The sequence below is a fragment of the Fictibacillus tiangongensis genome (assembly GCF_048083785.1).
Classification (GTDB): Bacteria; Bacillota; Bacilli; order Bacillales; family Fictibacillaceae; genus Fictibacillus.
This window is the reverse complement of sequence record NZ_CP182294.1, coordinates 3,432,450-3,455,143: the sequence shown is the minus strand read 5'-3', so window position 1 is coordinate 3,455,143 and position 22,694 is coordinate 3,432,450. Positions and strand designations below refer to the sequence as shown.

Here is a 22,694-nt window from a genome sequence, read left to right as displayed (position 1 = left end):
TATGGCTCTAAAAACGAATGAAACAACATTTTTATTGAAGGAATTAAATAATGGATTTCAAATTGTTGCTGAAGGCAGACTGCTCTTTCAACACTCAGTTCAGCAGCCCATGCTATATGTAGGATACGGGGAAGAAACAATCAACATGTATAGAGGGAATTTTGACATTCACGATTATGTAGTAGAACGAATCGGGCTTCGTTATGTTGATGTTGTTCAAACGGAAAATGGTTTTCAACTTTCTTTTTCAAAATTTGACGGTGGCCCAACTGATCTCGAAATTCTATTAACCGAAGAGGACGGAAAAGTGAAATTGCATTTTACAAAACGTTCATCAGAAATAAACCGGTTATGGATTCGTGTACAAGCAGATGACAACGAGAAAGTCTACGGTTGCGGTGAACAGCTGTCACATTTTAACCTGAGAGGAAAAAACTTTCCGCTATGGACTTCGGAACCTGGTGTGGGAAGGAATAAGAACACGTACACAACATGGCAGGCGGATGTAAAGGATAAAGCAGGTGGTGATTATTACAATACGAATTATCCGCAACCAACCTTTATTTCTACTAAAAAATATTATTGCCATGTTGAAACTACCGCTTATGCCGACTTTGACTTTCGAAACGACGAATATCACGAACTTCAAATATGGGATATACCAAAATATGTACTCTTTGAAACAGCGGAAAGCTATGTGGAGCTTGTTGAAAAGTTAACTGATGTGTTTGGGCGTCAGCCAGAATTACCAGATTGGACGTATAACGGAGTCTGGCTTGGTTTACAAGGCGGAACCGATACTGTTCAGAAAAAGCTGGACTTAGCTCTCGAAAAAGGAATAAAAGTCGGAGGCGTTTGGTGTCAGGACTGGCAAGGTAAACGCATCACTTCTTTCGGAAAAAGATTGATGTGGAACTGGCGTTGGAACAGCGAAGAGTATCCTAATCTTGATCAAAAGATTAATGAATGGAAAGCTAAAGGGATTCGTTTCCTTGGTTATATCAATCCTTACGTTGCTGTTGAGGGTGATCTGTACAGAACCGCTGCAGAGAAAGGATATCTTGCTTTAAATGAAAAAGGAGATATCTACCTAGTTGACTTTGGAGAGTTTAACTGTGGTGTCGTAGATTTTACAAATCCTCAAGCTTGTACATGGTACAAATCAGTGATTAAAGAAAACATGATTGATTTTGGCTTGGATGGCTGGATGGCTGATTTTGGTGAATATTTGCCAACGGATGTTCAACTCTATAATGGAGAGTCAGCTAAAATCATGCATAATGCATGGCCTGCGCTTTGGGCAAAAATGAATTATGAAGCAGTGAGTGAAGCTGGAAAATTAGATGAAGTCACGTACTTCATGAGGGCCGGTTATACGGGAATACAGAAATATTGTCCGCTATTATGGGGTGGAGATCAAAGTGTGAATTGGTCGCTAGATGATGGATTAGCTTCTGTTATCCCGGCTGCACTCTCAGCTGGTATGACTGGCTGTGGCTTACACCATAGTGATATAGGAGGCTACACAAGTCTTCATGGCAACAAGCGAAGCAAAGAGCTGCTTCTTCGTTGGTTAGATATGGCGGCTTTTACACCAGTAATGCGTACACATGAAGGAAATCGCCCAGATGATTGTTTTCAATTTGATGGTGATGAAGAGACGTTGCAGCATTTTGCTCGAATGACGGACCTTTATGTAAAGCTTGCTTCGTATACGAAAGACATCGTAAAAGAAAATGCAGCCAAAGGAATTCCTGTACAGCGTCCTTTGTTCATGCACTATGAGAAAGACGAAACGGCTTATGACATTCAATATCAATATTTATATGGAAAAGATCTTCTAGTGGCGCCGGTATATGAGGAAGCGGCAACTCATTGGAACGTCTACTTACCTGAGGACGAATGGGTTCATCTATGGACCGGAAAAGAATATCGTGGCGGATATACAGAAGTTGAAGCACCAATTGGACAGCCGCCTGTATTTTTCAGAAAGAATTCTTCGTACAAGGAATTGTTTGAATCCTTAACGAACTAGTATAACAGAGGGGACAGCGAGTATTTGTCCCCGTTATTCTTTTTATACTTTTGAGTAATTTTTAAAATTTAAAGGTAGTAATATATTTAAAAAGGTAGTTACCTTTTGTTATACTTAACAGAGATGAAACATTATGAAGGATGTGGACAACTATGCAAACACCATCAATCGTATATATCCCAATTGGCAGAAAAACATTTGATCTAGAAGCTGGTGAGCAATATCGTAATCAAAGCTCTGAATGGTTGAGAAGTAAATACCACACTGTGTACGAACCAGAAGAAATTCTTACATCTGTAGAAGATCTAAAGCAGTTCCTTGAAACGTTAACAATTAAAAATATTGATTCTATCATCTACCAAAGTGTTACGTTTGCAGATGGTGAGTTTATCGCGAAAGTGCTTCAATATCGAAACGAACCTGTTGTTGTATGGTCTGTAAGAGAACCAAGTGTAGGCGGTAGGCTGCGGCTTAATTCATTAACTGGAGGAAACAGCACGAGTAATGTCCTCATGCATCATCGTCACCCTTTTACATTCGTACTAGGTAATCCCGACGAAGAACAGCTTCAAAACCAGCTTTCTCGTCAAATCAGAGTGAATGTTTTGGTTAACAAACTGAAGCAGCTAAAGATTGGAGTGATCGGAGAACATCCGCCTGGATTCTTTTTCTCAGATACAGACGAAGAACTTCTTCATCGAAAACTGGGTGTCACGATTCAAAAAATGGATCTCCTAAAAGCATTTCAAGAATGTGTAGAGCTGCCTGAGGAAGAATGGGCAGGTGCCATTGATCGTGCTGAACAGCAAGTCATTGGATTGAATCGATCTGATGACACGGTAAAGAAGTTTGCGCAGTTTTCCACGTATGTGAAAAAGTATATCGAACAAGAAGATATTGCTGCACTCGCTGTAAGATGCTGGCCAGAATTTTTTAATGAATTAGGAGCAGCTGCGTGTTCCACTCTATCTCAGTTTACCGAAGATGGTGTTGTATCTTCCTGTGAGTCAGATATTCACGGCGCCGTTTCGATGTTCATCCTACAAGAACTAAGTGGAGGAAACGCTCCGTATCTCGGAGATCTAGTTCATGTGAACGAACCAAATAACTCAGTTGTTTTCTGGCATTGCGGAGCAGGTGCTTATTCGCTCGCAAGTCCGTCAACTGGCGCACAATCAGGTGTACATCCTAACCGTAAGATGGGCTTTACGATGGACTTTGGCTTAAAAGCTGGAGAAGTAACGATCTTCCGACTAGGGTATACACCAGATGGATATCGTCTTCTAGTGATGAAGGGTGAAGCGCTCGATGTTCCGCAGCCGTTTTCAGGAACCTCTGTTGAAGTAAGATTAAACGGAAATGTCTCTGAAACGGTAAGTGCTCTTATGGAGAGCGGCTATGAACCTCACTTTGCTGTCGTATATACAGATGTAGCTGATGATCTATTGCAGCTAGGTAAGCAGCTTAATATTCCGACTGAGGTGTATGTATAGGAAGGGAGCGAACTTAGATGGCAAAGAGAGTAGCAATTGGGCAGGCTGGAGGTCCAACAGCCGTCATCAATGCCAGTTTAGTAGGTTTTGTAGAAACGCTCCAACAAGAAGTAGAGTTATTCGGCATTTATAACGGTTATCAAGGTTTATATGAAAACGACATCGAAAAGCTTGATGATGAACTTTTAGGATGGATCAAATCACATCGATATGTAAACGGTGCATGCCTCGGTTCAGGACGTTATGAATTTACAACTGAAAGAATTCAAAAATCTCTTTTGCACCTAAAAAAGCATTGTATTGATACTCTTGTTTTTATTGGAGGCAATGGTACGATGGCTGCTCTTCATAAGCTAGCTGAGGAAGCGCGACACATTCACTATGATCTTCAAGTCATCGGTATACCGAAGACGGTTGATAATGATCTAGCTGAAACGGATCATGCGCCTGGCTTTGGCAGTGCCGCGCGTTATGTGGCTACAGCCGTCAGAGATATTAACAGAGATCTATGTGCCATGCAGAATTTTGAGCAAGTGAGAATACTAGAAACGATGGGGCGTAACTCAGGTTGGCTCGCTGCGTCAAGCGGTCTATTAAAGAATGGGGAAGAAGACGGGCCGCACATCGTTTATGTTCCAGAACGAATTATTGAACCAGAATATTTTTTAGCAAATGTAAGTGAAGCTGTTCGATCTTTTGGGTATGCAACGATTGTGGTTTCAGAAGGGTGTAAAATTAATTCCTTTTCAGATCAGGTCGAGAAAGCGAATGTTCAAGGCAGAACGATTCTAGGCGGCATTTCTGGCGTGCTTGAGAAAATGGTCAAAACAGAACTTGGTGTGATGGCTAGAGCTGAGATCCTTGGTATGAATCAGCGCAGCTCATCAGCTGTTATTTCTAAGCAAGATCAAGTGGAAGCCTTTGAAGTGGGACGAGAAGCTGCAAGACTTGTATTACATGGTGAGACGGGGAGAATGGTTACCATACAACGATCGGCAAATATAGATTATACTTTTAGTATGAATAGCTGTCCTCTGCAAGTTGTTGCGAAGGGTGGGGAACGTTTCCTGCCTGATGCACTTATTGATGACCCGGAAGCCTATTACAAATGGCTCCGACCTCTCGCAGGGGAAGATCTACAAGCTTATCCCACTGTGAGAAAGAGGAGAATTTTATATGAAAAGCAATAATACAGCACTATATCTGCAAGTAAAAGATCATTTGATTGAGAAGATACAACAGCAAATCTGGCGTCCGAATCAACTTATTCCAACTGAACAAGAGCTTATGAAGCAATTCGGTGTGAGCCGCACGACCATTCGTCAAGCGATAAATATGCTTGTGGCTGACGGACTTTTAGAGAAACAACAAGGAAAAGGAACGGTTGTGAAGCCGCAACAGCTTGTTGGCTCATTAAAAAGATTAAAAGGATTTGCAGAAGAGGTAATGGAGAAAGGACAAGTTCCGCATTCTAAAGTTCTGCGTGCAGAATTTATTGATACGCTTTTCTTTGAAAAAACAAAGTTAGGATTAAATGAAGATGAAAAAGTCCTTATCATTGAACGAATCCGATTTGCAGATGATGTACCAATCGCATTAGAGCGATCATGCTGGCCAGAAGCTATCGGAAAGTTACTGATGAAACACGATCTGGATACGGCAAAATTTTATTCCATTCTTGAAGAAGACAATATTTTATTAAAACGTGCGGATGAAAAAATCTCTGCTATAAATTCTACGATTTCTGAAGCAGATCTACTTGGAATTCGTGCAGGAGAAGCACTTTTAGAGATGACTAGACTGAGTTATGGATTGAACGACAAGCCGATCGAGTATACAAAAACAAGGTATAGAAGTGATCAATATCACTATGACATTGAATTAAGACGTTAAATAAAGGCTGTTTTCGTAAATTTTGTTGCTTTTGGAAGTGTTGATTTCAGTTCAGGCTGCTCGCTTTCCACGGGGCAGGCGGTGAGCCACATTCGTTAGTTTCACTCTTAAGTGTCTCACCTGTCTAGTTGCAGTGGCTAGCCCCTCGAGGTCAAAAGTTAAACGGTCTGTGATGAGCAAATTGCGCCTTCATAGCCCATTCAACTTTTGCTTTTCGGGGCTGAACGAGCCACTTCCACTTTTCAAACTGCCCGGCTTTAGAAGTTCCTTGCTCCTGCGTCTACAAGTGATGCTTCGTAGTAAGCTTCCTCGTCGCATGCCTTGCAAGGAGTATCTCATGTTGTAGGCACGCACCTTCTACTCCAATCAACAGTCAAAGGTGATAAGGAGTTAAAAGCAACAATCTTTAAGTAAAGAGTGTAACTAAAAATTTCGGAGGTATTACAATGGGATATATTTCAGGAAAAGAACTTCTAACACATGCTTACGAGAATCAATATGCTGTTGGGGCATTTAGTGCACATAACGCAGAAACTATTCTGGCAATATTAGAAGCTGCTGAACAAGAACAAGCACCAATCATGATTCAAGTTGGGCAAAAAGTAATCAACACGATCGGACTTGAACCGATGAAGGCAATGATTGATGTTTTCATGAAAAACATATCTGTTCCAGTCTGTATCCATTTAGATCACAGCAGGGAATATGAACAAACAATGAAAGCTATCCAACTCGGTTTTCAATCCGTTATGTTTGATGGCTCTGCTCTTACGTTCGAAGAGAATACGTTCATAACTAGAAAAGTAGTAGACGCTTCACGTGCACTTGGAATCGGTTCTGAGGGTGAGATCGGTAAGATTGGGGGAACGGAAGATGACATCACGGTTGCTGAAGAAGACGCGATGATTACAGCAACCGAAGAAGCAGTGGCGTTTGTTGAAGCAACTGATGTAGATTATCTTGCTGTCTCAATAGGTACAGCACATGGAATTTATAAGAACCCTCCAAAACTGGCATTTGAAAGATTAAAAGAAATCTCAGCAGCGGTTAACCGTCCTATCGTACTACATGGTGGTTCTGACGTGCCAGATGAGCAGATTACAAAAGCAGTATCGTTAGGTATTGCAAAAATCAATGTAGATACTGAGCTCAGACAATCATTTACAAAAGGAATGCAGCAAGTTCTTGAAGAAAACCCTGAAGAATTTCATCTAGCTGTTTCCCTTGGCAGAGGCCGTGAAATTATGCAGAAAAAAGTTCAAGAGAAAATTCGTCTATTCGGAAGTGCTGGAAAAGCGAGTGAATTCAAAACGAGAGAAAAGGTCATAACGTTATAAAAAAGGGAGTGATGATTTGTGGCTATAAAAGTAAAGAATCAAACGTACGGACTTTGGATTAACGGTGTTTGGAAAGAAAAATCGGAATTCTTGGAAGTTCTCAATAAATATTCGCAGAATGTGGAAGCTACAATTGCGCGCTCTGAAAAAAAGGATGTAGATGAAGCGGTTAAAGGAGCAAAAGCAGCCTATAAAGAAGCTTTCTCGGCATACGAGCGTTATCAAGTGCTTACAAATGCTGCACGCTTATTATTGGAGAAAAAAGAAGAGTTTGCTAGGGTGTTAGTTGCTGAAGTAGGTAAGCCGATTCGTGATTCACGAGTAGAAGTAGAACGAGCTGCCCAAACACTTGAAATTTCAGCCGAAGAAGCAAAACGTATTCACGGTGAAGGGGTGCCTGTAGAATCAGCACCAGGCTCTGAAAATCGAATGGCTTTTACATTGCGATTACCAGTTGGTGTTATTGCGGCAATTACACCATTTAATGTGCCTCTGAACCTTGTTTGTCATAAGATCGGTCCAGCGCTGGCAGCAGGAAATGCGGTCGTGCTAAAACCCGCTGAAGTTACCCCGTTATGTGCTCTTATGTTGGCAGAGGTATTTAAGGAAGCTGGTTTACCTGATGGCAGACTTCAAGTCATTACAGGTGATGGTGCAGAAGTAGGGAGCTGGCTGCTAGAAAATCAAGATGTTAAGATGTTTACTTTTACCGGAAGTCCAAGAGTCGGTGAAATCATCAGGCAAAAGGCAGGACTTCGTAAAGTGTCACTGGAGTTGGGAAATAACTCCGCAACGATCGTTCATAGAGATGCTGACCTTGATAAGGCTGCTGCACTCATTGCGAACAAAAGTTTTAATAATGCAGGTCAAGTATGTATTTCTGTTCAGCGTGTATATGTCCACCAAGATGTAAAATCACTGTTTATTCAATTATTAAAAGATAAAACAGAACAGCTTCAAACTGGTGATCCAATGGACGAAACAACAGATATTGGCCCGATGATCCGACAGGCTGAAGCAGAGCGTGTTGAAGAGTGGGTGAACGAAGCAGTGTCTGACGGAGCAACTATTGTAACGGGTGGTAGACGTAATGGAGCATTTTATGAGCCTACGATACTCTCAGATGTTAAAAGAGAAATGAAAGTTTGCAAACAAGAAGTGTTTGGTCCTGTTGTTGGGATAGAGACATATGCTACGATAGACGAAGTGATCGACCAAGTGAATGACTCGGATTATGGATTACAGGCAGGTCTTTTCACAAATGATCTTGCATTCGCTATGAAAGCGGCGAAAGAGATTGAGGTGGGTGGACTTATCGTAAACGATGCTTCAGCCTATCGAGTGGATCACATGCCATACGGTGGCGTAAAGAAGAGCGGTACAGGAAAAGAAGGCCCGCGCTATGCGATAGAAGAGATGACTGAAGAACGAATCATTGTTTTAAATTTGTAGCGAGAAAAAAGTGCTGATCTCTCCGGTCAGCCTTTTTCCGTTGTAGTTAACAGAAAGAAGGGGTAAGACATGATAGAGCTGCTGAGCATTATTCTTCCGGTATTTGCGATCTTTGGTATCGGGTTTATCGGACAAAAAACGTTAGGTTTCGAAACACAAACACTTTCCAAGATGGCACTTTATCTGATGTCTCCTTTTCTTGTATTTCGGACGTTTTATGAAACTACTTTTACGAAAACGTATGGATATATGCTCATCTATACGCTCATTCTATGTTTTACTTTGATCGGTCTCGTGTACGTGATCAGTTATTTTAAAAGATACAATATGCGGGAAACTTGCGGTGTCATTCTAGCTTCTGCTTTTATGAATAATGGGAACTATGGTACGCCAGTCGCGCTGTTCGCGTTTGGGGCAGCAGGGTTAGATTATGCGGTTGTACTTATGGTTATCCAGCAGTTAGTCATGTGTACAGTCGGAGTCTATTATGCAGCAAAAGGCAGTCCGGAAAACGACGGGATCTCTTCAGCATTAAGAGCAGTGCGACGGATGCCGATCGTATACGGAGCGATAGCCGGTGTAGTCTTTCAACAATTACACATACCGGTAAAAGGTTCTGTGTCAGAAGCTCTAGATCTTGTGGCGAACTCTGCAATACCGACCATCATGATCATACTTGGTATGCAGCTCGCGAAGATATCATTGCGCCACGTACAAATGGAGAAGTTAACGTATTCGCTGCTACTGAAATTAGCGGTGTCACCTCTGATCGCATTTTGTATCACCCTGATTCTTCCTGTAGATGATATGCTTGCAGCAATTATGATTCTGATGGCTGCGATGCCTTCAGCAGCAAACACGACGATGTATGCGTTACAGTTTGGAACAGAGCCTGATTTCGTATCAAGCGCAACCTTAGTAAGTACATTGTTTTCACTGATTACACTGCCAATCTTGCTCACGATTTTAATTTAAAGATGAGAAGACTTTTTTTATTTTCCTTCTTTGACTTTTGATCTCGAGGAGCTAGCCACTGCAACTAGACAGGTGAGAACCGTACGAATGTGGCTCACCGCCTTCCCCGCGGAAAGCAAGCATCTGCAACGGAAATCAACTACTTTCAAAAGCAACAATGAATACGACTAAAGACTTAATAAGTAAAAAACTCACAAAAATAGTGAGTTTTTTTGTTTATATGTTATTGATTATCTAACCACTTGATCATCTCATCAGCAATCAAATCCTGCTGTGATCTAGCAGAAATGTCTGCTTGATTATCACCTTTTTGCTCTCCATACATTCCGAATTGAGCATGATTTCCACCTTTGATCTCAAATAGAACAGTCTCACGTGACAACAAGTTTTTCGTTTCCTCAATCTTATCCTTAGTCGTTAGGCCATCTTTTTCTGCGTAAATAGATAGAATGGGCGTGTCTTTGTTTGAAAAGTCATCCCCATTTGCAGGATAAGAGGCGAGCAGAATAACACCTTCTATTACGTCGGGATTTTCATTTGCAAATGCAGCTGCGCTTACTCCACCTAAAGAGTGCCCGCCAATAAACCATTTCTTAATGGATGGATTACGTTTGATCCATTCTTCTGCTTTATTTGCTTCTAGCATGGCGAGATTTAGGTTGAATTTCGGAATTCCAACGGTGTACCCAGCGTCTGATAATCGTTTCCCGAGATAACCATATGCTTCTGGTTCAACTTTTGCACCCGGATAAAGGATAATCCCAACCTCTTTATTCGTACCACTGGGTTTGAACGTCACCCAGTCGTCTTCATACTCAATGTCTCCAACGCTCCTCAGCAGTTCTTTAGTAGGTGCATACGTCTGTTGAGTCCACACAAAAAATCCAATCAAGCAGCATACAAATAGGATTGCGAGAACAAGAAAAGCTCTTCTGATTAGCCGTTTCATATTAAGCACCTTTCATTTGGCGGTCTTGATGGATTTTCGTTGCAACAAGTGTGGTCATTAAAAACAATTCAAATCCGTTTGTAACTGCGGCACTTTCCACTGGGATAGGCACTGCGCTTCCTGCTGTCATCACCACTGAACCAATAAGCATCCACTTCCAGCCCGTTTTTTTCCAAAGAATTGCTCCCGCCGTGATTAAAGCAATAGAAACGAACAGGACCATGAGAGGAGGACCAGATGAAGGTTCTGCAGAAACATAGCGAAGCAAACCATGTTCTCTTTCAGGAACAATCTTTACCCCATATGTTTCAGTGATGATTTCCATTATGACAAGGGCAATTGTGTAGAGAAGAGCTCCTATGTATACAGTTTTTTGCTTAGCGAAATCAATTCCAGCTCTGTTTAAAACACTCCATGAAAACAGTACGAGGGTAGGTGTGAAAAATGCATGAAACCAAAATCGTAAATAGCTCAAGTTCTCTAAAAGTGGTCCTTCACCTAAGAATTTTCCTATGGCGATCAATCCGTTATCATAAACGAGTCCGAATACTACCAGAAAGAGTAGGGAAGAAGCATCCCATCTGTTAGCAAAGTTTATGCACATGATAAGTAAAACGAGGTAAGCCGCTGTATAGATAAAATATAATACTGTATCCATGAAATTCCCCCTTAGGTTTATACTCATAACAATTACCTTATCCATAAAAGGCAAAACGTTATGAGTCCATCATAGTCTGACATGAGGAATATCATCAACGACTTCACGCATTGTTCATTTTTTTGAAGTGGTGCGCGCTTCTTTTTTCCATAGTGGCATCCCTCTTTTTTGCAGCAGCTTATACAGTGTGATGTAGGTGAACGGAAATAAGAAGGACAGTAGGGTGAAAAAGATAAATCGCCAAGTAAGTATGCGAGCTAATAAATCATTCATTTCAAACATTTAACGTAGACCTCCTGCTGAGTTAATCATCGTATGGATGTGTGTGTTTATCTTCACTTGGCTAAAGTGATTTTCACCCGTTTCCCAGTTATCTTTTAGTTTTAACCATTCTTTATGATGATGTTTTTCCAAGTAAACACCAAGGCCAAGAACGTCTGTTTTATACTGTTTTTGCAATTTCTTAATAAATCGTTCCGTTTTCATAGCAATCTGTTTCTCTACCTCTTTTTTTACATGATCTGCTGAAATGGTACGTGTATCCATCTTTTTATTTACTTCTTGGATTTCTCCTTCTACGCTGATTGAGATCTTAAAGGTAAGCTGCCTGTTTGCTGTTGAAACGAGTTTGATCTTGCTTTTTGATTTATCTATTTTATAGATGTATAGATCGTCATCTAATTCGAAGAAAAGCATCCCATTTTGAAATTCACCGTTCAAAATGTTCATAGCTTCTGTATCTTTTTCATTTAGTACATGCGTTAATCTGCTTGATTCCCCTTTTATTATAGCGGCACCACCAAGCTTGATCTCTTCTGTATTCTTATAATGCAGCACTGGCAGTACGAATGAACGGTGAGCTAACAGATCTTCCTGCAGATCTCCTAACCTCTTAATACTCGCAGTACGTGAATGATTTTGTACATTAGCCGACAGTGTATCGATATAGAGTGATGGCAGTTTTTCGTTATTCTCAACGTCAAGATACTGCTTTGTATCTCCTTTTGTAATAAAGACACGTACACTGCGTCTAATGTCTTCATGTCTTACAAAAAAATCCAGCAGACGCTCCATTCTTTGTGGTTGTTTGGCAACCTTATCTGAAACTAAAATGATCTGATTGTGAGCAAAATATAACTCTTTGTTTGAGTATTGAGCAATTTTTGATATTTGTTCAGATATATCGTGACCTTTTTCTTCAAAGTTTTGATACGCTTTTTCGTTTGTTGATTCAGGTTTTAGTGACCTTGGGACAGCCACTTGAAAAGTTCCGTTCATCACTGGCTGACTCGTATCATCGCCTGATTTTCCCTGATCGATTCCGACACCGATCACAAAAGCCTTTTTCTCGATCTCCCGTGCTCCGCAACCTTGCAACATGTTAACAAGGAGGAGGGTTGATATCATATAACAAAGCTTCTTCATTTTTTCACTCCTCTGATCTTAGCGATAATAAAAAGAGGAATCGGTATGATCGCAGTTAATGCTAAGCTGATTCGTCCGATAAATGTACCCATTGCTTCCAGACCTTCCATGCCAATCGGAACCATCGAGACAAAGAAAATGATAGGAGACAGGATGACGATAAGTGTCTCTTTCTTTGCTTTTTTAAACAGAGATTCTAAGACGATGAGTGATGAATCAATAGACATCGATGTTGTATTAAAGATCGTCATGATCCAAATCGTAAAATAGACAGATTCGAATCTTTCAAAAAAACCTCCGGGAAGCTCAATCTCCTTACCTAGCTCGATCGATGGGTTCTCCAAAAAATCAGTCCCAAGGTTAGAAAAGACAGCCACACACGAAATAAAGACCATCGTGTAGATGATAATGGAGATAAATACACCTTTCACCGCGGCAGAGGATGCTTTATCAGGTTCATTAATGAGGTAAGAATAGCTTAAGATGATGGAGATGCCGGTGAATGAAAAGAATATATTGATCATACCTGACCCATAGCCTTGTAAGTCCGTGGTGAGCAGCGGATAAAAGTTATCTAGATGCATGATTCGAATATTTAAGACTACTAATAACAATGACACGATTAGTACGACAGGTAAGAACATCGAGTTTATACGAATGAGTGCTGTACGAGAACCAAAAAGTGCATACAGGGTAACAAGCAAAAAGAGAAGGCTTAAACTATCAGAGCTCGTGTTGGGTAACAGATATTTTTTTGTTATCTCTGCTATTGCTCGTATTTCATAGGCTGCTAATAAAGCAAAAAATGAACCATAAATGATGATTAAAGGGAAGGCGAGCGGCTTTGGGATGATCGCTAGCAAAATTTCATAGATGCCTTTACCAGGATACATACGAACGAATTGTCCCAGGATCCATACAATACCTAGCACGATTCCTCCCATCAATAGAATGCTGATCGTACCGTCAATGCCGTTTGTTACGGTCGTGATATAGCGAGGCAGATTAAAGATACCTACACCAATTACCATGGAAGCTACTGCGTACATTAATTCTTTAGCACTGATTGAACGATCGGTGTATTTGACTTTGCTCACAGTTTATTCCTCTTTCTCTGAACGGACTTCATCTACAGGATCTAAGAAAACAGGTCTCTTTTTTGTAAAAGAGATAGGCAAACGCACGAATAGCTCTTTCCAGTCGTTGATAAAGATAGGAGCAAGAGGGGCTGCGTATGGAATACCTAGACTGGTCAGATTAACGATGTGTATAACAAGTACTATAAAAGCGAGTGAGATTCCATAGAGTCCCATCATGCCTGCAGCAAAAATAAAACAGAACAATAGAATTCTATACGTTACACCCATGCTATAGACCGGTAATGTAAAAGAAGCGATTGCTGTGATTGCGATTACGATGACCATTACTGTACTAACGATTCCAGCTTGAACAGCAGCTTCTCCAATAACGATCCCTCCTACGATACCAATCGTTTGTCCGATGGGTTTCGGAAGACGCAGTCCTGCTTCCCGTAAAAGTTCCATCGTGATGGCCATCATCAGTGCTTCAACAAATGCTGGAAAAGGAACCCCTTCACGCGAAGCAGCTATTGAAAAAGCGAGACGTGAAGGAATCAAGCCTTGATGAAAAGAAACAAGAGCTATATAAAAGGATGGAAGAAATAGTGCGATGAAGACAGCGAATGCACGCAGCATGCGCAGCAGTGATCCGATGTGCCATCTTTCATAATAATCTTCAGGTGACTGTACCGTATCCAGAATGGAAATGGGTGCGATCAGTACGTTTGCTGTCTGATCAGGAATAATCGGCTAATCTTCCTTGCAATAGTGAGAGTGCAACTTTATCAGGACGTTCCGTGCTAATAAACTGTGGAAAGGGAGACATAAAGTTGTCTTCTATCGATTGTTCGATAATGCCAGAGTCTATAGTTGCATCAATGCTTATATGTTGTAAACGATGTCTTGCTTCATCTACGATTGCAGGATTGATTACATCGCCAATATATAACAAAGCTACTTTTTTCTTTCCTCGTTCACCGATCACAAAAGTTTCTATCTTCAAGTTCTCATCTGTGATTTGTCTACGGATCATCGCTATATTGACACCGATTTCTTCTGTAAAACTTACTTTAGGACCACGAATAAGAGATTCAGTTTGTGGTTCCTCTATAGCCCGAACTTTGCCGCCATATGTATCCACACTAAAGCCTTCGTTTATGGAATCCATTAAGATGATGGTTTTGCCGTTTAAAAGATGGTTGATCACATCTTTCGTTTTTGATATCTTAGCAGTTTGAGCGGTCAGATAGAGATCCGAATACATTTGTTCAAACAACGATGCATCCACTGGTGGTGCGTATCTTATATACTTAATTGATTTTAAGATGTTCTGCAGTTTATCTGAATCAACTAAATCTTCCATATACAGAATCGTTAAAGATGTATTTCTGATCTCGTACTGCATCATTTTTAAATCTGGCGTTGGACCAAGCGTAGTTTGGATCCCTTCCAGATTGGCAGATAGATTGTTACTTAATAATGGGGAGTGGTCTATATGTGGATTTCCTTCTTTTTTCAAGACAACAGACCTCCCTTGTTTTTTACTAGGTATGTCCATTGAAAGAGGTGTTTATTCCTTTAATAGGGTAGACGAGAAAATAAACAGGTATGCGCATACGAAAAGAGAAGCCCAATGCTTGATTGAAGCTTCTCTTTTCGTATATATTGTAGTTCTTGAAAGTATTTGATCTCCGTTTCAGGTACTCTCTTTCCGAGGATCTTGTGGTGAGCCACCCTGACGCTTAGCGTTATTAGATGTCTCACACCTTACACTCCAATCAACTAGTCAATGATGTTTTAAATTATTACGTCAAAAGCAACCGATCATTTAGAACTGATTTTCCTTTATAACACACAAGTTGCCTTAAGAATAGATTATTGGTCTTTAATTATTTCTAAATTTACATAAAAACAAAGAACAACTATGATAAATGCATATCCATTTATTTGGAAGTAGTTAGTTGATAGAAAGGGAAATCATTCATGGATGTTGATCTAAATATATTATTGCAAGAAATTAAAATCTGTCGTCAAGAAATGTATGATCTAAAACCAAGTTCTAATGATTTTTCAGATGTTGATCTCGTCAAACAGAGTCAGAAGCTGGACAAACTGATCTATCTTTATCAAAAAAGAATAATGGAGAATCCATCTGTTAAATAAAAGATCAAAACTACTGATTTAAAAGATACTTTACTTTTTCCTTAAATTCTTTTGCTTCTTCAGACAAATCTTTTGTTAAAGGGTATAAGGTCCAAAAGTCTTGATAGATTAAATCAGGCTGCTTGAACGGGATGATAGATAAGTTGCCGTTCTTAACATCCGCATTGTTTTTGAAGGTGAAGTTAAAAACAAACGAAAAAGCATGTCCATCCAAGATCGCAGAACGCATGACTTCAATATTATTGGATGAGAATAAGATTTGTTCGTTCTTTACGTATTTATCGTTGAATGTTATACCTCCTTTAGAATTATAAATCACCAGTTTTTCATCGCTCAATTCATCTGGCGTAAGAAAATCTTTGTAATACAACGAAGATTTCTTGCCTGCACAAACGCACACATGTCCTGTATACAACAATTCATAGTCCACTCCTTTTTCATGCTGAAGGTTGGATACTTCATAATCTGTAAAAGGACTTAGACCAATATCAATATTTCCGTTCTTCATTTCTTCTAATATATGATCCTGATCGATCTCTCGAATCATCACGTTTGTTTCAGGAAATTGCTCATGAAACAACAAAAAGGCATCGTACACGATGTACATCAGGGCAGGCGCGCATCCCACCTTTAATACATGTGTTTTGGCATGTTGTTTATCGGCTAACTCTTCATGAAGCTCTTGCATTTTTTTTAGAATCTCATATGCTTTGGATACGATAAATTTCCCATCCGTAGTAGGTATAGTACCTTGTCTAGATCGAGTGAAAATAGTAACACCAAACTCTCTTTCGAGTTGAGTGATCGATTGTGATATCGCTGAAGGAGATAGGTGAAGTTTGTCTGCCGCCTTCGTAATCGAGCTTTCTTTGGCCACTTCTACAATATATTTCATTTGCTCTAAGTTCATTGTTATCTCCTTTATTTAAGCTATGTTTAACTAAGTCAATTTTATTTAATTTTAACTTAAAATTAATTGAATGAAAACTGTTTCTGACAGGAACAGTCCCCCTCAGCATAAAGTTTTTTAGAATAAAAAGAGTGCAAGAAAACTTAAAGAGTAAAATATTTATTCCGATGAGTAAAATAATGTTTTAAACAATCTCATTCGGGTATCCAAAGAGTGTTGTCCATATCTTGCCAAAATAAATGATACAGCATGTAATTCAAAAGAAAGGGTAGATGCATTATGAACCTTTCAAAAGGTGAATTGAATGGACACACTTTTTTAGCAAAACTCATTACTCAATATGCCCATATTCATAAGAAAACAATTGGTTCTGCTGCGGAACAATATATCGAGCAACTCGGTCTTCGTACCGGAGAATGGATAGAAGGATTTTATGAGAATCCACCGGTCTGGACAGTTGATCGATACGTTCATGTCATCATTGATTTAAAAAATTCAATCGGCGGGCATTTTGAGATTGTCAGTGTAAAGCCTGACCATGTAATAGTTCGTGCAAAAGAGTGTCCTTTCGGGGAATTTGTTAAGGATGCACCGCACTTATGCAAAATGACATCCAGTATACTTGGAGGAATAGCAGCACGGAAATTTGGTTATGGAAAAGTTTCGCTGCGTCAGAGAATCGCTCTAGGAAGTCCAACTTGTGAAGTAGCCATATACTTTCAGCCTGATGGGCGGGAACAAGGAGATATCTATCAAGATATTCCAGTCACACCGGAAAACGGTGATCCTTTTTCTTGGGAAGAAGAGACCATCAGTATGCTTAATAACGAGCTGAAAAAATGTGATGAGATGGTAGAGTCACTTCTTCAAGAGTTAGAGGAATTAAAACGTGGCAACTCCTAAAACGATTAAAACAGACCCTGAGTCAGAGTCTGTTCTTTTTGTTGGGTATATTATTTTTATCCAATTTTCCATATCCAAAGTCAGCTAATGCTTGAAGTAAGTTTCCTTTTAACGTGATTTCATCAAAATCTAGATTTAAGCTCACAGATGTTTGTGCAATCTCGGGACTTAAACCTGTTAATGTTGTTTTAACCCCTAAAAGTTTCAAAGTTGAGACAAGCTGAAAAAGTCGGTGGGCCACCATTGTGTCAATGTAACTCACACCGGATAGATCGATAACTAAAGAAGTGATTTCATGATCTAAACACTGTTGCAGCGTAGACTCGAGTAAGAGCTTTGCACGGTTCGTATCAATATCGCCGACGACGGGCAGAACGGCTACGCCAGGAAAGAGAGGTACAACAGGAACAGATAGTTCTTGAAGAGATAGATGGAACTGTTCGCTCATCTCTCGGTAATTCTTCACATATGATTTACTGAATGCTTGTACCGCGTAATCGATCATCGGATTGATCGTCATTGAAATATGCAATACGGAATCCAAAGACATCGATTGCAGTGAACCTTCTTCTTTTATAAAATCCCAAATCACTTCCCGATAGAAAGATGTGCTTTCAAGTGTTGTATCAAGCGGCTGGCCAGAATGAACAGCGAGCATGCCGATATTCTCTCCCCATTCGAAGATCGTTTTCTTTGAATCCGTAACTTTTCCAGACACAGCGTCACCAATTAAACGAATGAACAAAATAGATTGTTGAAGTTCCTCGTTCTCATTCATAGGAGCATTTTGCTGAAGTGAAACATATGCGTTGCTATTTTGTATGTTAGTGATGATCTTCTCTGCAATTTGAGGAGCATTTTCAGCAATTCGTGTTCCGATTTCAATCTGATCTTGTTTCTGCTTCAAGTGAAGATCCATTTTGAACTCCTAATTATTTAAGACGTTAAATGTATTTTAACAAAAATAATTAACACATGTTTGAATTTACTGAAAAATTTTTAAAACAATGAAATGTTTAGGGTGAAGTGAATCTGAGGTCATAAAAAAAACAGGCCTCTTTTGCAAGAGTCCTGTTTATCTATTGGGTTATTATGCTTTACGTACGTTAGTAGCTTGAGGTCCGCGTTGTCCTTGTTCAACTTCGAACGTTACGTCTTGACCTTCGTCTAAAGATTTGAAACCGTCAGCTTGGATAGCTGAGAAGTGTACGAATACATCGTCTCCACCTTCGCGCTCGATGAATCCGAAACCTTTTTCTGCGTTAAACCATTTAACTTTACCTTGTTCCATTTTTGTTGCCTCCTGTCGTGCCAAACCGCACAATAATACTATCTCTGCTCAAAAATATCAAGATAATAGGTTTACCTGTACAATCGAACAAAAATAATTCCTATTTATCGTAACACTTTACTACCCAATAAACAAGTGCAACAAGAAAAAGGAAATGATTAAATATTCGGTATGATCATAAAATGCTGTGGGATCAACGATTAGCGAAGTTCAATAGAACTAAATTTGGTAATAATGATCTATTTAACTGTTTAAATAGTGATTATGAACTAATCTCTTTCATATAGATGAACTACATTTTTGTAAGTGGTTCTGGTTTTAACTTCCTTTTATTCGTGGTACATTGATAAAAATACTAAAACAAATGATGTGATGATATGAATGAAAGTTATGGGATCACTGATCGTTTGCATCGTCCGCTGCAGGACTTGCGGATTTCGGTAACCGATCAATGTAATTTTCGGTGTACCTATTGTATGCCTAAAGAAATTTTCGGACCAGATTACCCATTCTTAACACCAACCGAGTTATTATCTTTCGATGAGATCGTACGTATTGCCTCACAGTTTGCAAAAGCAGGCGTGGAAAAAATTCGAATTACTGGCGGTGAACCTTTACTTCGTAAAAATCTTCCTGACCTGTTGAAGCGTCTACGTGCAATAGAAGGAATCAAAGATATTGCCTTAACGACAAATGGCGTACTCCTTCCAAAGATGGCGGTTTCTTTAAAGCAAGCAGGTATGGATAGAGTAACCGTGAGTTTGGATACGCTTGATAACGATTTATTCGGCTACATTAACGGACGAGGTGTAGGGGTTTCTCCTGTATTGAAAGGAATAGAAGCTGCATATGAAGCGGGTCTTGCTGTCAAAATAAACATGATGGTCAAAAAAGGGATCAATGAAAAAGAAATTCTTCCTATGGCCCGTTATTTTAAAAACACTCCATATGTTTTGCGTTTCATTGAATATATGGACGTTGGCACCTCTAACGGTTGGAATTGGGATGAAGTGGTATCTAAGAATGAAATCTTAAAGATGATTGATTCAGAGATGCCGTTGAAAGCGGTTGATCGAAAATATTATGGAGAAGTTGCAAAGCGCTATCAATACTCCGATGGTCAAGGCGAGATTGGTATAATTTCTTCAATCAGTGATACGTTTTGTTCGACTTGTACTAGAGCGAGGTTGTCTGCAGATGGAAAAGTCTACACATGTCTTTTTACAGGGAAAGGGACTGACCTTAAAGAATTTGTACGAGCTGGTGCTTCTGACAAGGAGATTTTCAATCGCATTGTTGAAATATGGGGAAATCGTTCTGATCGATATTCAGATGAAAGAAAAGAACAAGGAATAAGTGAAAGAAAAAAAATAGAAATGTCCTATATTGGAGGCTGAGGGAATCAGCCTTTTTTTCTTTTCATTTTTTTGCTAGTTGAAGTTTGTTAATAACTATTTTATAATAACTTACATAAAGTAATTAAATAAAAATTATCTTTTTCACTATTTAATAGGAAAGAAGGAAGAAAGATGACGTCTATTCATAAAGAAACTCATATCGGAAGTGTGGCATTACAAGTTAAGAATCTGGAGAAGCTTGTTAAATTTTATACAGAAACAATCGGTCTGAAAATTTTATCAAAACGAGAAAATAGCGTGAAATTAACAGCTGATGGCAAAACGCCAATCCTTATTTTAGAAGGTAATCCTGAGCTCCAGCAGCGACCAGTGAAAAGCGCAGGTCTATATCACTTGGCTATACTTGTACCAAGCAGAAAAGATCTTGCGAATGTGCTGTATCACTTTGTTGAAACAAACACACAACTGTTAGGAGCGTCTAACCATAGATTTAGCGAAGCGATCTATTTACAAGATCCTGAGAACAATGGAATCGAAATTTACAGAGATGTTGATCGTAAAGATTGGGTACGAGATGAAAGAGGAAAACTGCCAGCCGTCAGCGAACCATTAGATGTACAAAGTCTTTTAGCGGAAAGAGATATAAAGACTTGGAGTCGTCTGCCAGAAGACACGGTCATGGGCCATGTGCATCTGAATGTATTAAATATCGCTGAAGCTGAAAACTTCTACATGAACGTTTTAGGATTTGAAGAACAGACAAGGATGGGGAACCATGCTCTATTCATCTCAGCGGGAGGATATCATCACCATATCGCCGTGAATATTTGGAACGGAATGGATGGCGAGGCAAACCGAGATGATGTAACAGGACTTCTTCATTATGAAATCATCGTTCCATCGATGCTGGAAGTCGAAAAAGTTTTAAGTGCTCTAGAACGTGAGCAAGTTCCATATCATATAGAATCGGAAAACATTTTGTTAAAAGACCCTTCAGGTAACGGAGTAGTGATTAAAGCCGAACAGCGCTAACGTTTACAAACTCTCAAAATCAGGAATATTAAAAGTAAGAAAAAACGGCAAAGAGGGGGGTTATATGAAAAAAAGCACTTTGATGAAGATTAGTGTAATCTTATTGATTGTTTTGTTTCTATTTGCTCTCAACCATTTTGTCTTTAAAATAACCCCCATATCTATGCGTGATTGGGTATTATCCTTTGGGATGGTCGCGCCAATCGTTTATATTATCGTAAATGTAATTCGGCCCTTTACTTTATTTCCAATCTCTGTTCTTTCACTTGCAGGAGGTTTAGCATTCGGAGTAGTCTGGGGAACAGTTTATACCGTATTCTCAGCAACGATTGGTGCGATTTTATCGTTCTACATCGCCAAGCATCTTGGAGCGAGATGGATCAAACAAAAAGCAGATTCACCCTCAAGAATTGAGAAATGGCAGAATCAGCTGAAGGAAAAAGGGTTCCTTTATATCTTCTTATTGAGAATCATTCCGGTCTTGAATTTTGATGTTGTAAGTTATGTGGCCGGGATCTCTAAACTTAAACTCCGTTCATACATTTTAGCTACGATGCTTGGCGTTTTACCAGGAACACTCGCATACAACTTGTTAGGTGACAGCTTTATTAAAGGGAATGGAACAATCATTGCACTTGCGATCGGCTTAGCGCTCTTTGTAGCTTGTATACCGATCCTTATGAAAAAAAACAAACAGATTATTACTAGCCAAATTCACCAGCATAAAGAAGATAATGCATAGTCTTACTCCTAATATCGGAGTAAGGCTTTTTTGTTTTTGATTACGTATGAGCACAATACTTGTTCCTTATTAATAATTATTATAAATTAGTATTGACTTCAAAATAGAAGTGAGTATAATAAAGATTGTAAACAACATGATAATGATATTCATTATCATTTAAAACATAAGGAGTGAATGTTAAATGGCAGAACGTATGGTAGGCAAACAAGCACCTCGCTTTGAGATGGAAGCGATCATGCCTAATAAAGAAACGAAAAAAGTAAGTTTAGAAAAAAACATGGAAGATGGAAAATGGACTGTTCTATTCTTCTATCCAATGGATTTTACTTTCGTATGTCCGACTGAAATCACTGCGTTATCAGATAGATATAGTGAATTTGAAGATTTAGATGCGGAAGTAATCGGGGTTTCCACAGACACCGTTCATACACATTTAGCATGGATCAACACGAGTCGCGATGATAACGGACTTGGTGAATTAAACTATCCTCTAGCAGCAGACACGAATCACCGTGTATCACGTGATTATGGAGTACTGATCGAAGAAGAAGGCGTTGCACTTCGTGGCATGTTCATCATCAATCCTGAGGGTGAGATGATGTACCAAGTTGTTTTCCACAACAACATCGGCCGTAATGCTGATGAAACACTGCGGGTACTTCAAGCTTTACAAACAGGCGGACTTTGCCCAGCAAACTGGAAGCCAGGACAAAAGACACTTTAAAAATACTATTGCTTCGAGGTTATTAAGTGAAATTTCCTCGTTGAACGTTGATTGGAGTGGAAGGTGCGAGACTCCTGCGGGACAAGCGGTCAGTTCGAAAAGTGGAAGTGGCTCGTTCAGCCCCGACAAGCAAAAGGTGAATGGGCCAGTAAGGCGCACTTTGCCTTCTTGACCGTTTAACTTTTGACCTCGAGGGGCTAGCCACTGCAACTAGACTGGTGAGACACTTAATGGCGCAAAGCGGCAAGTGGCTCACCGCCTGCCCCGCGGAA

Annotated in this window: 23 protein-coding genes; 13 read left to right on the top strand and 10 right to left on the bottom strand. The window is 39.7% G+C overall.

Going from position 1 to position 22,694, the window contains the following annotated elements:
* Position 1: 1 nt before the first annotated feature.
* From ACNJYY_RS18385 to ACNJYY_RS18355, 7 genes are all read left to right on the top strand, one after another.
* Positions 2-2,035: an alpha-glucosidase gene (locus tag ACNJYY_RS18385; RefSeq protein WP_416729563.1), complete on the top strand. Its 2,034-nt coding sequence runs from the start codon at positions 2-4 to the stop codon at positions 2,033-2,035.
* A 152-nt stretch (positions 2,036-2,187) separates the two neighbouring features.
* Positions 2,188-3,528 carry a sulfoquinovose isomerase gene (gene sftI / locus ACNJYY_RS18380; protein WP_416729562.1) on the top strand — a complete coding sequence of 447 codons (1,341 nt, stop codon included), beginning with the start codon at positions 2,188-2,190 and terminating at the stop codon, positions 3,526-3,528.
* Between the two features lie 17 nt (positions 3,529-3,545).
* Positions 3,546-4,718, top strand: coding sequence for a diphosphate--fructose-6-phosphate 1-phosphotransferase (locus ACNJYY_RS18375; protein ID WP_416729561.1), 1,173 nt, complete (start codon positions 3,546-3,548; stop codon positions 4,716-4,718).
* Positions 4,705-5,421, top strand: coding sequence for a GntR family transcriptional regulator (locus ACNJYY_RS18370; protein WP_137791625.1), 717 nt, complete (start codon positions 4,705-4,707; stop codon positions 5,419-5,421). The genes ACNJYY_RS18375 and ACNJYY_RS18370 overlap by 14 nt, the downstream gene beginning before the upstream one ends.
* A 446-nt stretch (positions 5,422-5,867) precedes the next feature.
* On the top strand, positions 5,868-6,758 hold the full coding sequence (locus ACNJYY_RS18365; protein WP_416729560.1) for a class II fructose-bisphosphate aldolase: 891 nt from the start codon (positions 5,868-5,870) through the stop codon (positions 6,756-6,758).
* A gap of 18 nt (positions 6,759-6,776) precedes the next feature.
* Complete coding sequence (locus ACNJYY_RS18360; RefSeq protein ID WP_416729559.1) at positions 6,777-8,210, top strand: aldehyde dehydrogenase family protein; 1,434 nt, start codon at positions 6,777-6,779, stop codon at positions 8,208-8,210.
* Between the two features lie 72 nt (positions 8,211-8,282).
* Complete coding sequence (locus ACNJYY_RS18355; protein WP_416731906.1) at positions 8,283-9,185, top strand: AEC family transporter; 903 nt, start codon at positions 8,283-8,285, stop codon at positions 9,183-9,185.
* 223 nt (positions 9,186-9,408) lie between these two features.
* On the opposite strand, the gene ACNJYY_RS18350 is transcribed toward ACNJYY_RS18355, so the two are convergent.
* The 7 genes from ACNJYY_RS18350 to ACNJYY_RS18320 all read right to left on the bottom strand — a co-directional run bounded on the left by ACNJYY_RS18350 (position 9,409) and on the right by ACNJYY_RS18320 (position 14,815).
* On the bottom strand, positions 9,409-10,134 hold the full coding sequence (locus tag ACNJYY_RS18350; protein ID WP_416729558.1) for an alpha/beta hydrolase: 726 nt from the start codon (positions 10,132-10,134) through the stop codon (positions 9,409-9,411).
* Between the two features lies 1 nt (position 10,135).
* Positions 10,136-10,792: a hypothetical protein gene (locus ACNJYY_RS18345; RefSeq protein ID WP_416729557.1), complete on the bottom strand. Its 657-nt coding sequence runs from the start codon at positions 10,790-10,792 to the stop codon at positions 10,136-10,138.
* A 114-nt stretch (positions 10,793-10,906) separates the two neighbouring features.
* The gene (locus ACNJYY_RS18340) at positions 10,907-11,074 is read right to left on the bottom strand and encodes a hypothetical protein (protein ID WP_416729556.1); all 168 of its coding nucleotides are present in this window, start codon (positions 11,072-11,074) and stop codon (positions 10,907-10,909) included.
* Complete coding sequence (locus tag ACNJYY_RS18335) at positions 11,075-12,217, bottom strand: Ger(x)C family spore germination protein (protein WP_416729555.1); 1,143 nt, start codon at positions 12,215-12,217, stop codon at positions 11,075-11,077.
* Positions 12,214-13,314: a GerAB/ArcD/ProY family transporter gene (locus ACNJYY_RS18330; RefSeq protein WP_416729554.1), complete on the bottom strand. Its 1,101-nt coding sequence runs from the start codon at positions 13,312-13,314 to the stop codon at positions 12,214-12,216. The genes ACNJYY_RS18335 and ACNJYY_RS18330 overlap by 4 nt, the downstream gene beginning before the upstream one ends.
* Positions 13,315-13,317: 3 nt before the next feature.
* Entirely contained in the window at positions 13,318-13,995 is a 678-nt protein-coding gene (locus ACNJYY_RS18325) for a spore germination protein (RefSeq protein WP_416731905.1), read from the bottom strand.
* Positions 13,996-14,032: 37 nt separating this feature from the next.
* A complete protein-coding gene (locus ACNJYY_RS18320; protein WP_416729553.1) occupies positions 14,033-14,815 on the bottom strand; it encodes a spore germination protein in 783 nt (260 codons plus the stop codon).
* 464 nt (positions 14,816-15,279) lie between these two features.
* Between ACNJYY_RS18320 and ACNJYY_RS18315 the strand changes: the two genes are divergently transcribed.
* Complete coding sequence (locus ACNJYY_RS18315) at positions 15,280-15,459, top strand: Spo0E family sporulation regulatory protein-aspartic acid phosphatase (protein ID WP_416729552.1); 180 nt, start codon at positions 15,280-15,282, stop codon at positions 15,457-15,459.
* Positions 15,460-15,469: 10 nt separating this feature from the next.
* Here ACNJYY_RS18315 and ACNJYY_RS18310 read toward each other — a convergent pair whose 3' ends face one another.
* Positions 15,470-16,369, bottom strand: a complete 900-nt coding sequence (locus tag ACNJYY_RS18310; RefSeq protein ID WP_416729551.1) for a LysR family transcriptional regulator — start codon at positions 16,367-16,369, stop codon at positions 15,470-15,472.
* A 279-nt stretch (positions 16,370-16,648) separates the two neighbouring features.
* Here ACNJYY_RS18310 and ACNJYY_RS18305 point away from each other — a divergent pair, with 279 nt between their 5' ends.
* Positions 16,649-17,272, top strand: coding sequence for a methanogen output domain 1-containing protein (locus ACNJYY_RS18305; RefSeq protein WP_416729550.1), 624 nt, complete (start codon positions 16,649-16,651; stop codon positions 17,270-17,272).
* 22 nt (positions 17,273-17,294) lie between these two features.
* On the opposite strand, the gene ACNJYY_RS18300 is transcribed toward ACNJYY_RS18305, so the two are convergent.
* Both ACNJYY_RS18300 and ACNJYY_RS18295 read right to left on the bottom strand, forming a co-directional pair.
* Entirely contained in the window at positions 17,295-18,191 is an 897-nt protein-coding gene (locus ACNJYY_RS18300) for an STAS domain-containing protein (RefSeq protein ID WP_416729549.1), read from the bottom strand.
* 171 nt (positions 18,192-18,362) lie between these two features.
* Positions 18,363-18,563: a cold-shock protein gene (locus ACNJYY_RS18295; protein ID WP_066397748.1), complete on the bottom strand. Its 201-nt coding sequence runs from the start codon at positions 18,561-18,563 to the stop codon at positions 18,363-18,365.
* A gap of 377 nt (positions 18,564-18,940) precedes the next feature.
* Here ACNJYY_RS18295 and moaA point away from each other — a divergent pair, with 377 nt between their 5' ends.
* The 4 genes from moaA to ACNJYY_RS18275 all read left to right on the top strand — a co-directional run bounded on the left by moaA (position 18,941) and on the right by ACNJYY_RS18275 (position 22,422).
* Positions 18,941-19,960: a GTP 3',8-cyclase MoaA gene (gene moaA / locus ACNJYY_RS18290; RefSeq protein WP_416729548.1), complete on the top strand. Its 1,020-nt coding sequence runs from the start codon at positions 18,941-18,943 to the stop codon at positions 19,958-19,960.
* Positions 19,961-20,092: 132 nt separating this feature from the next.
* Positions 20,093-20,953: a VOC family protein gene (locus tag ACNJYY_RS18285; RefSeq protein ID WP_416729547.1), complete on the top strand. Its 861-nt coding sequence runs from the start codon at positions 20,093-20,095 to the stop codon at positions 20,951-20,953.
* A gap of 64 nt (positions 20,954-21,017) precedes the next feature.
* Complete coding sequence (locus tag ACNJYY_RS18280; protein ID WP_416729546.1) at positions 21,018-21,695, top strand: TVP38/TMEM64 family protein; 678 nt, start codon at positions 21,018-21,020, stop codon at positions 21,693-21,695.
* A gap of 184 nt (positions 21,696-21,879) precedes the next feature.
* Positions 21,880-22,422, top strand: a complete 543-nt coding sequence (locus ACNJYY_RS18275; RefSeq protein WP_416729545.1) for a peroxiredoxin — start codon at positions 21,880-21,882, stop codon at positions 22,420-22,422.
* Positions 22,423-22,694 lie beyond the last annotated feature (272 nt).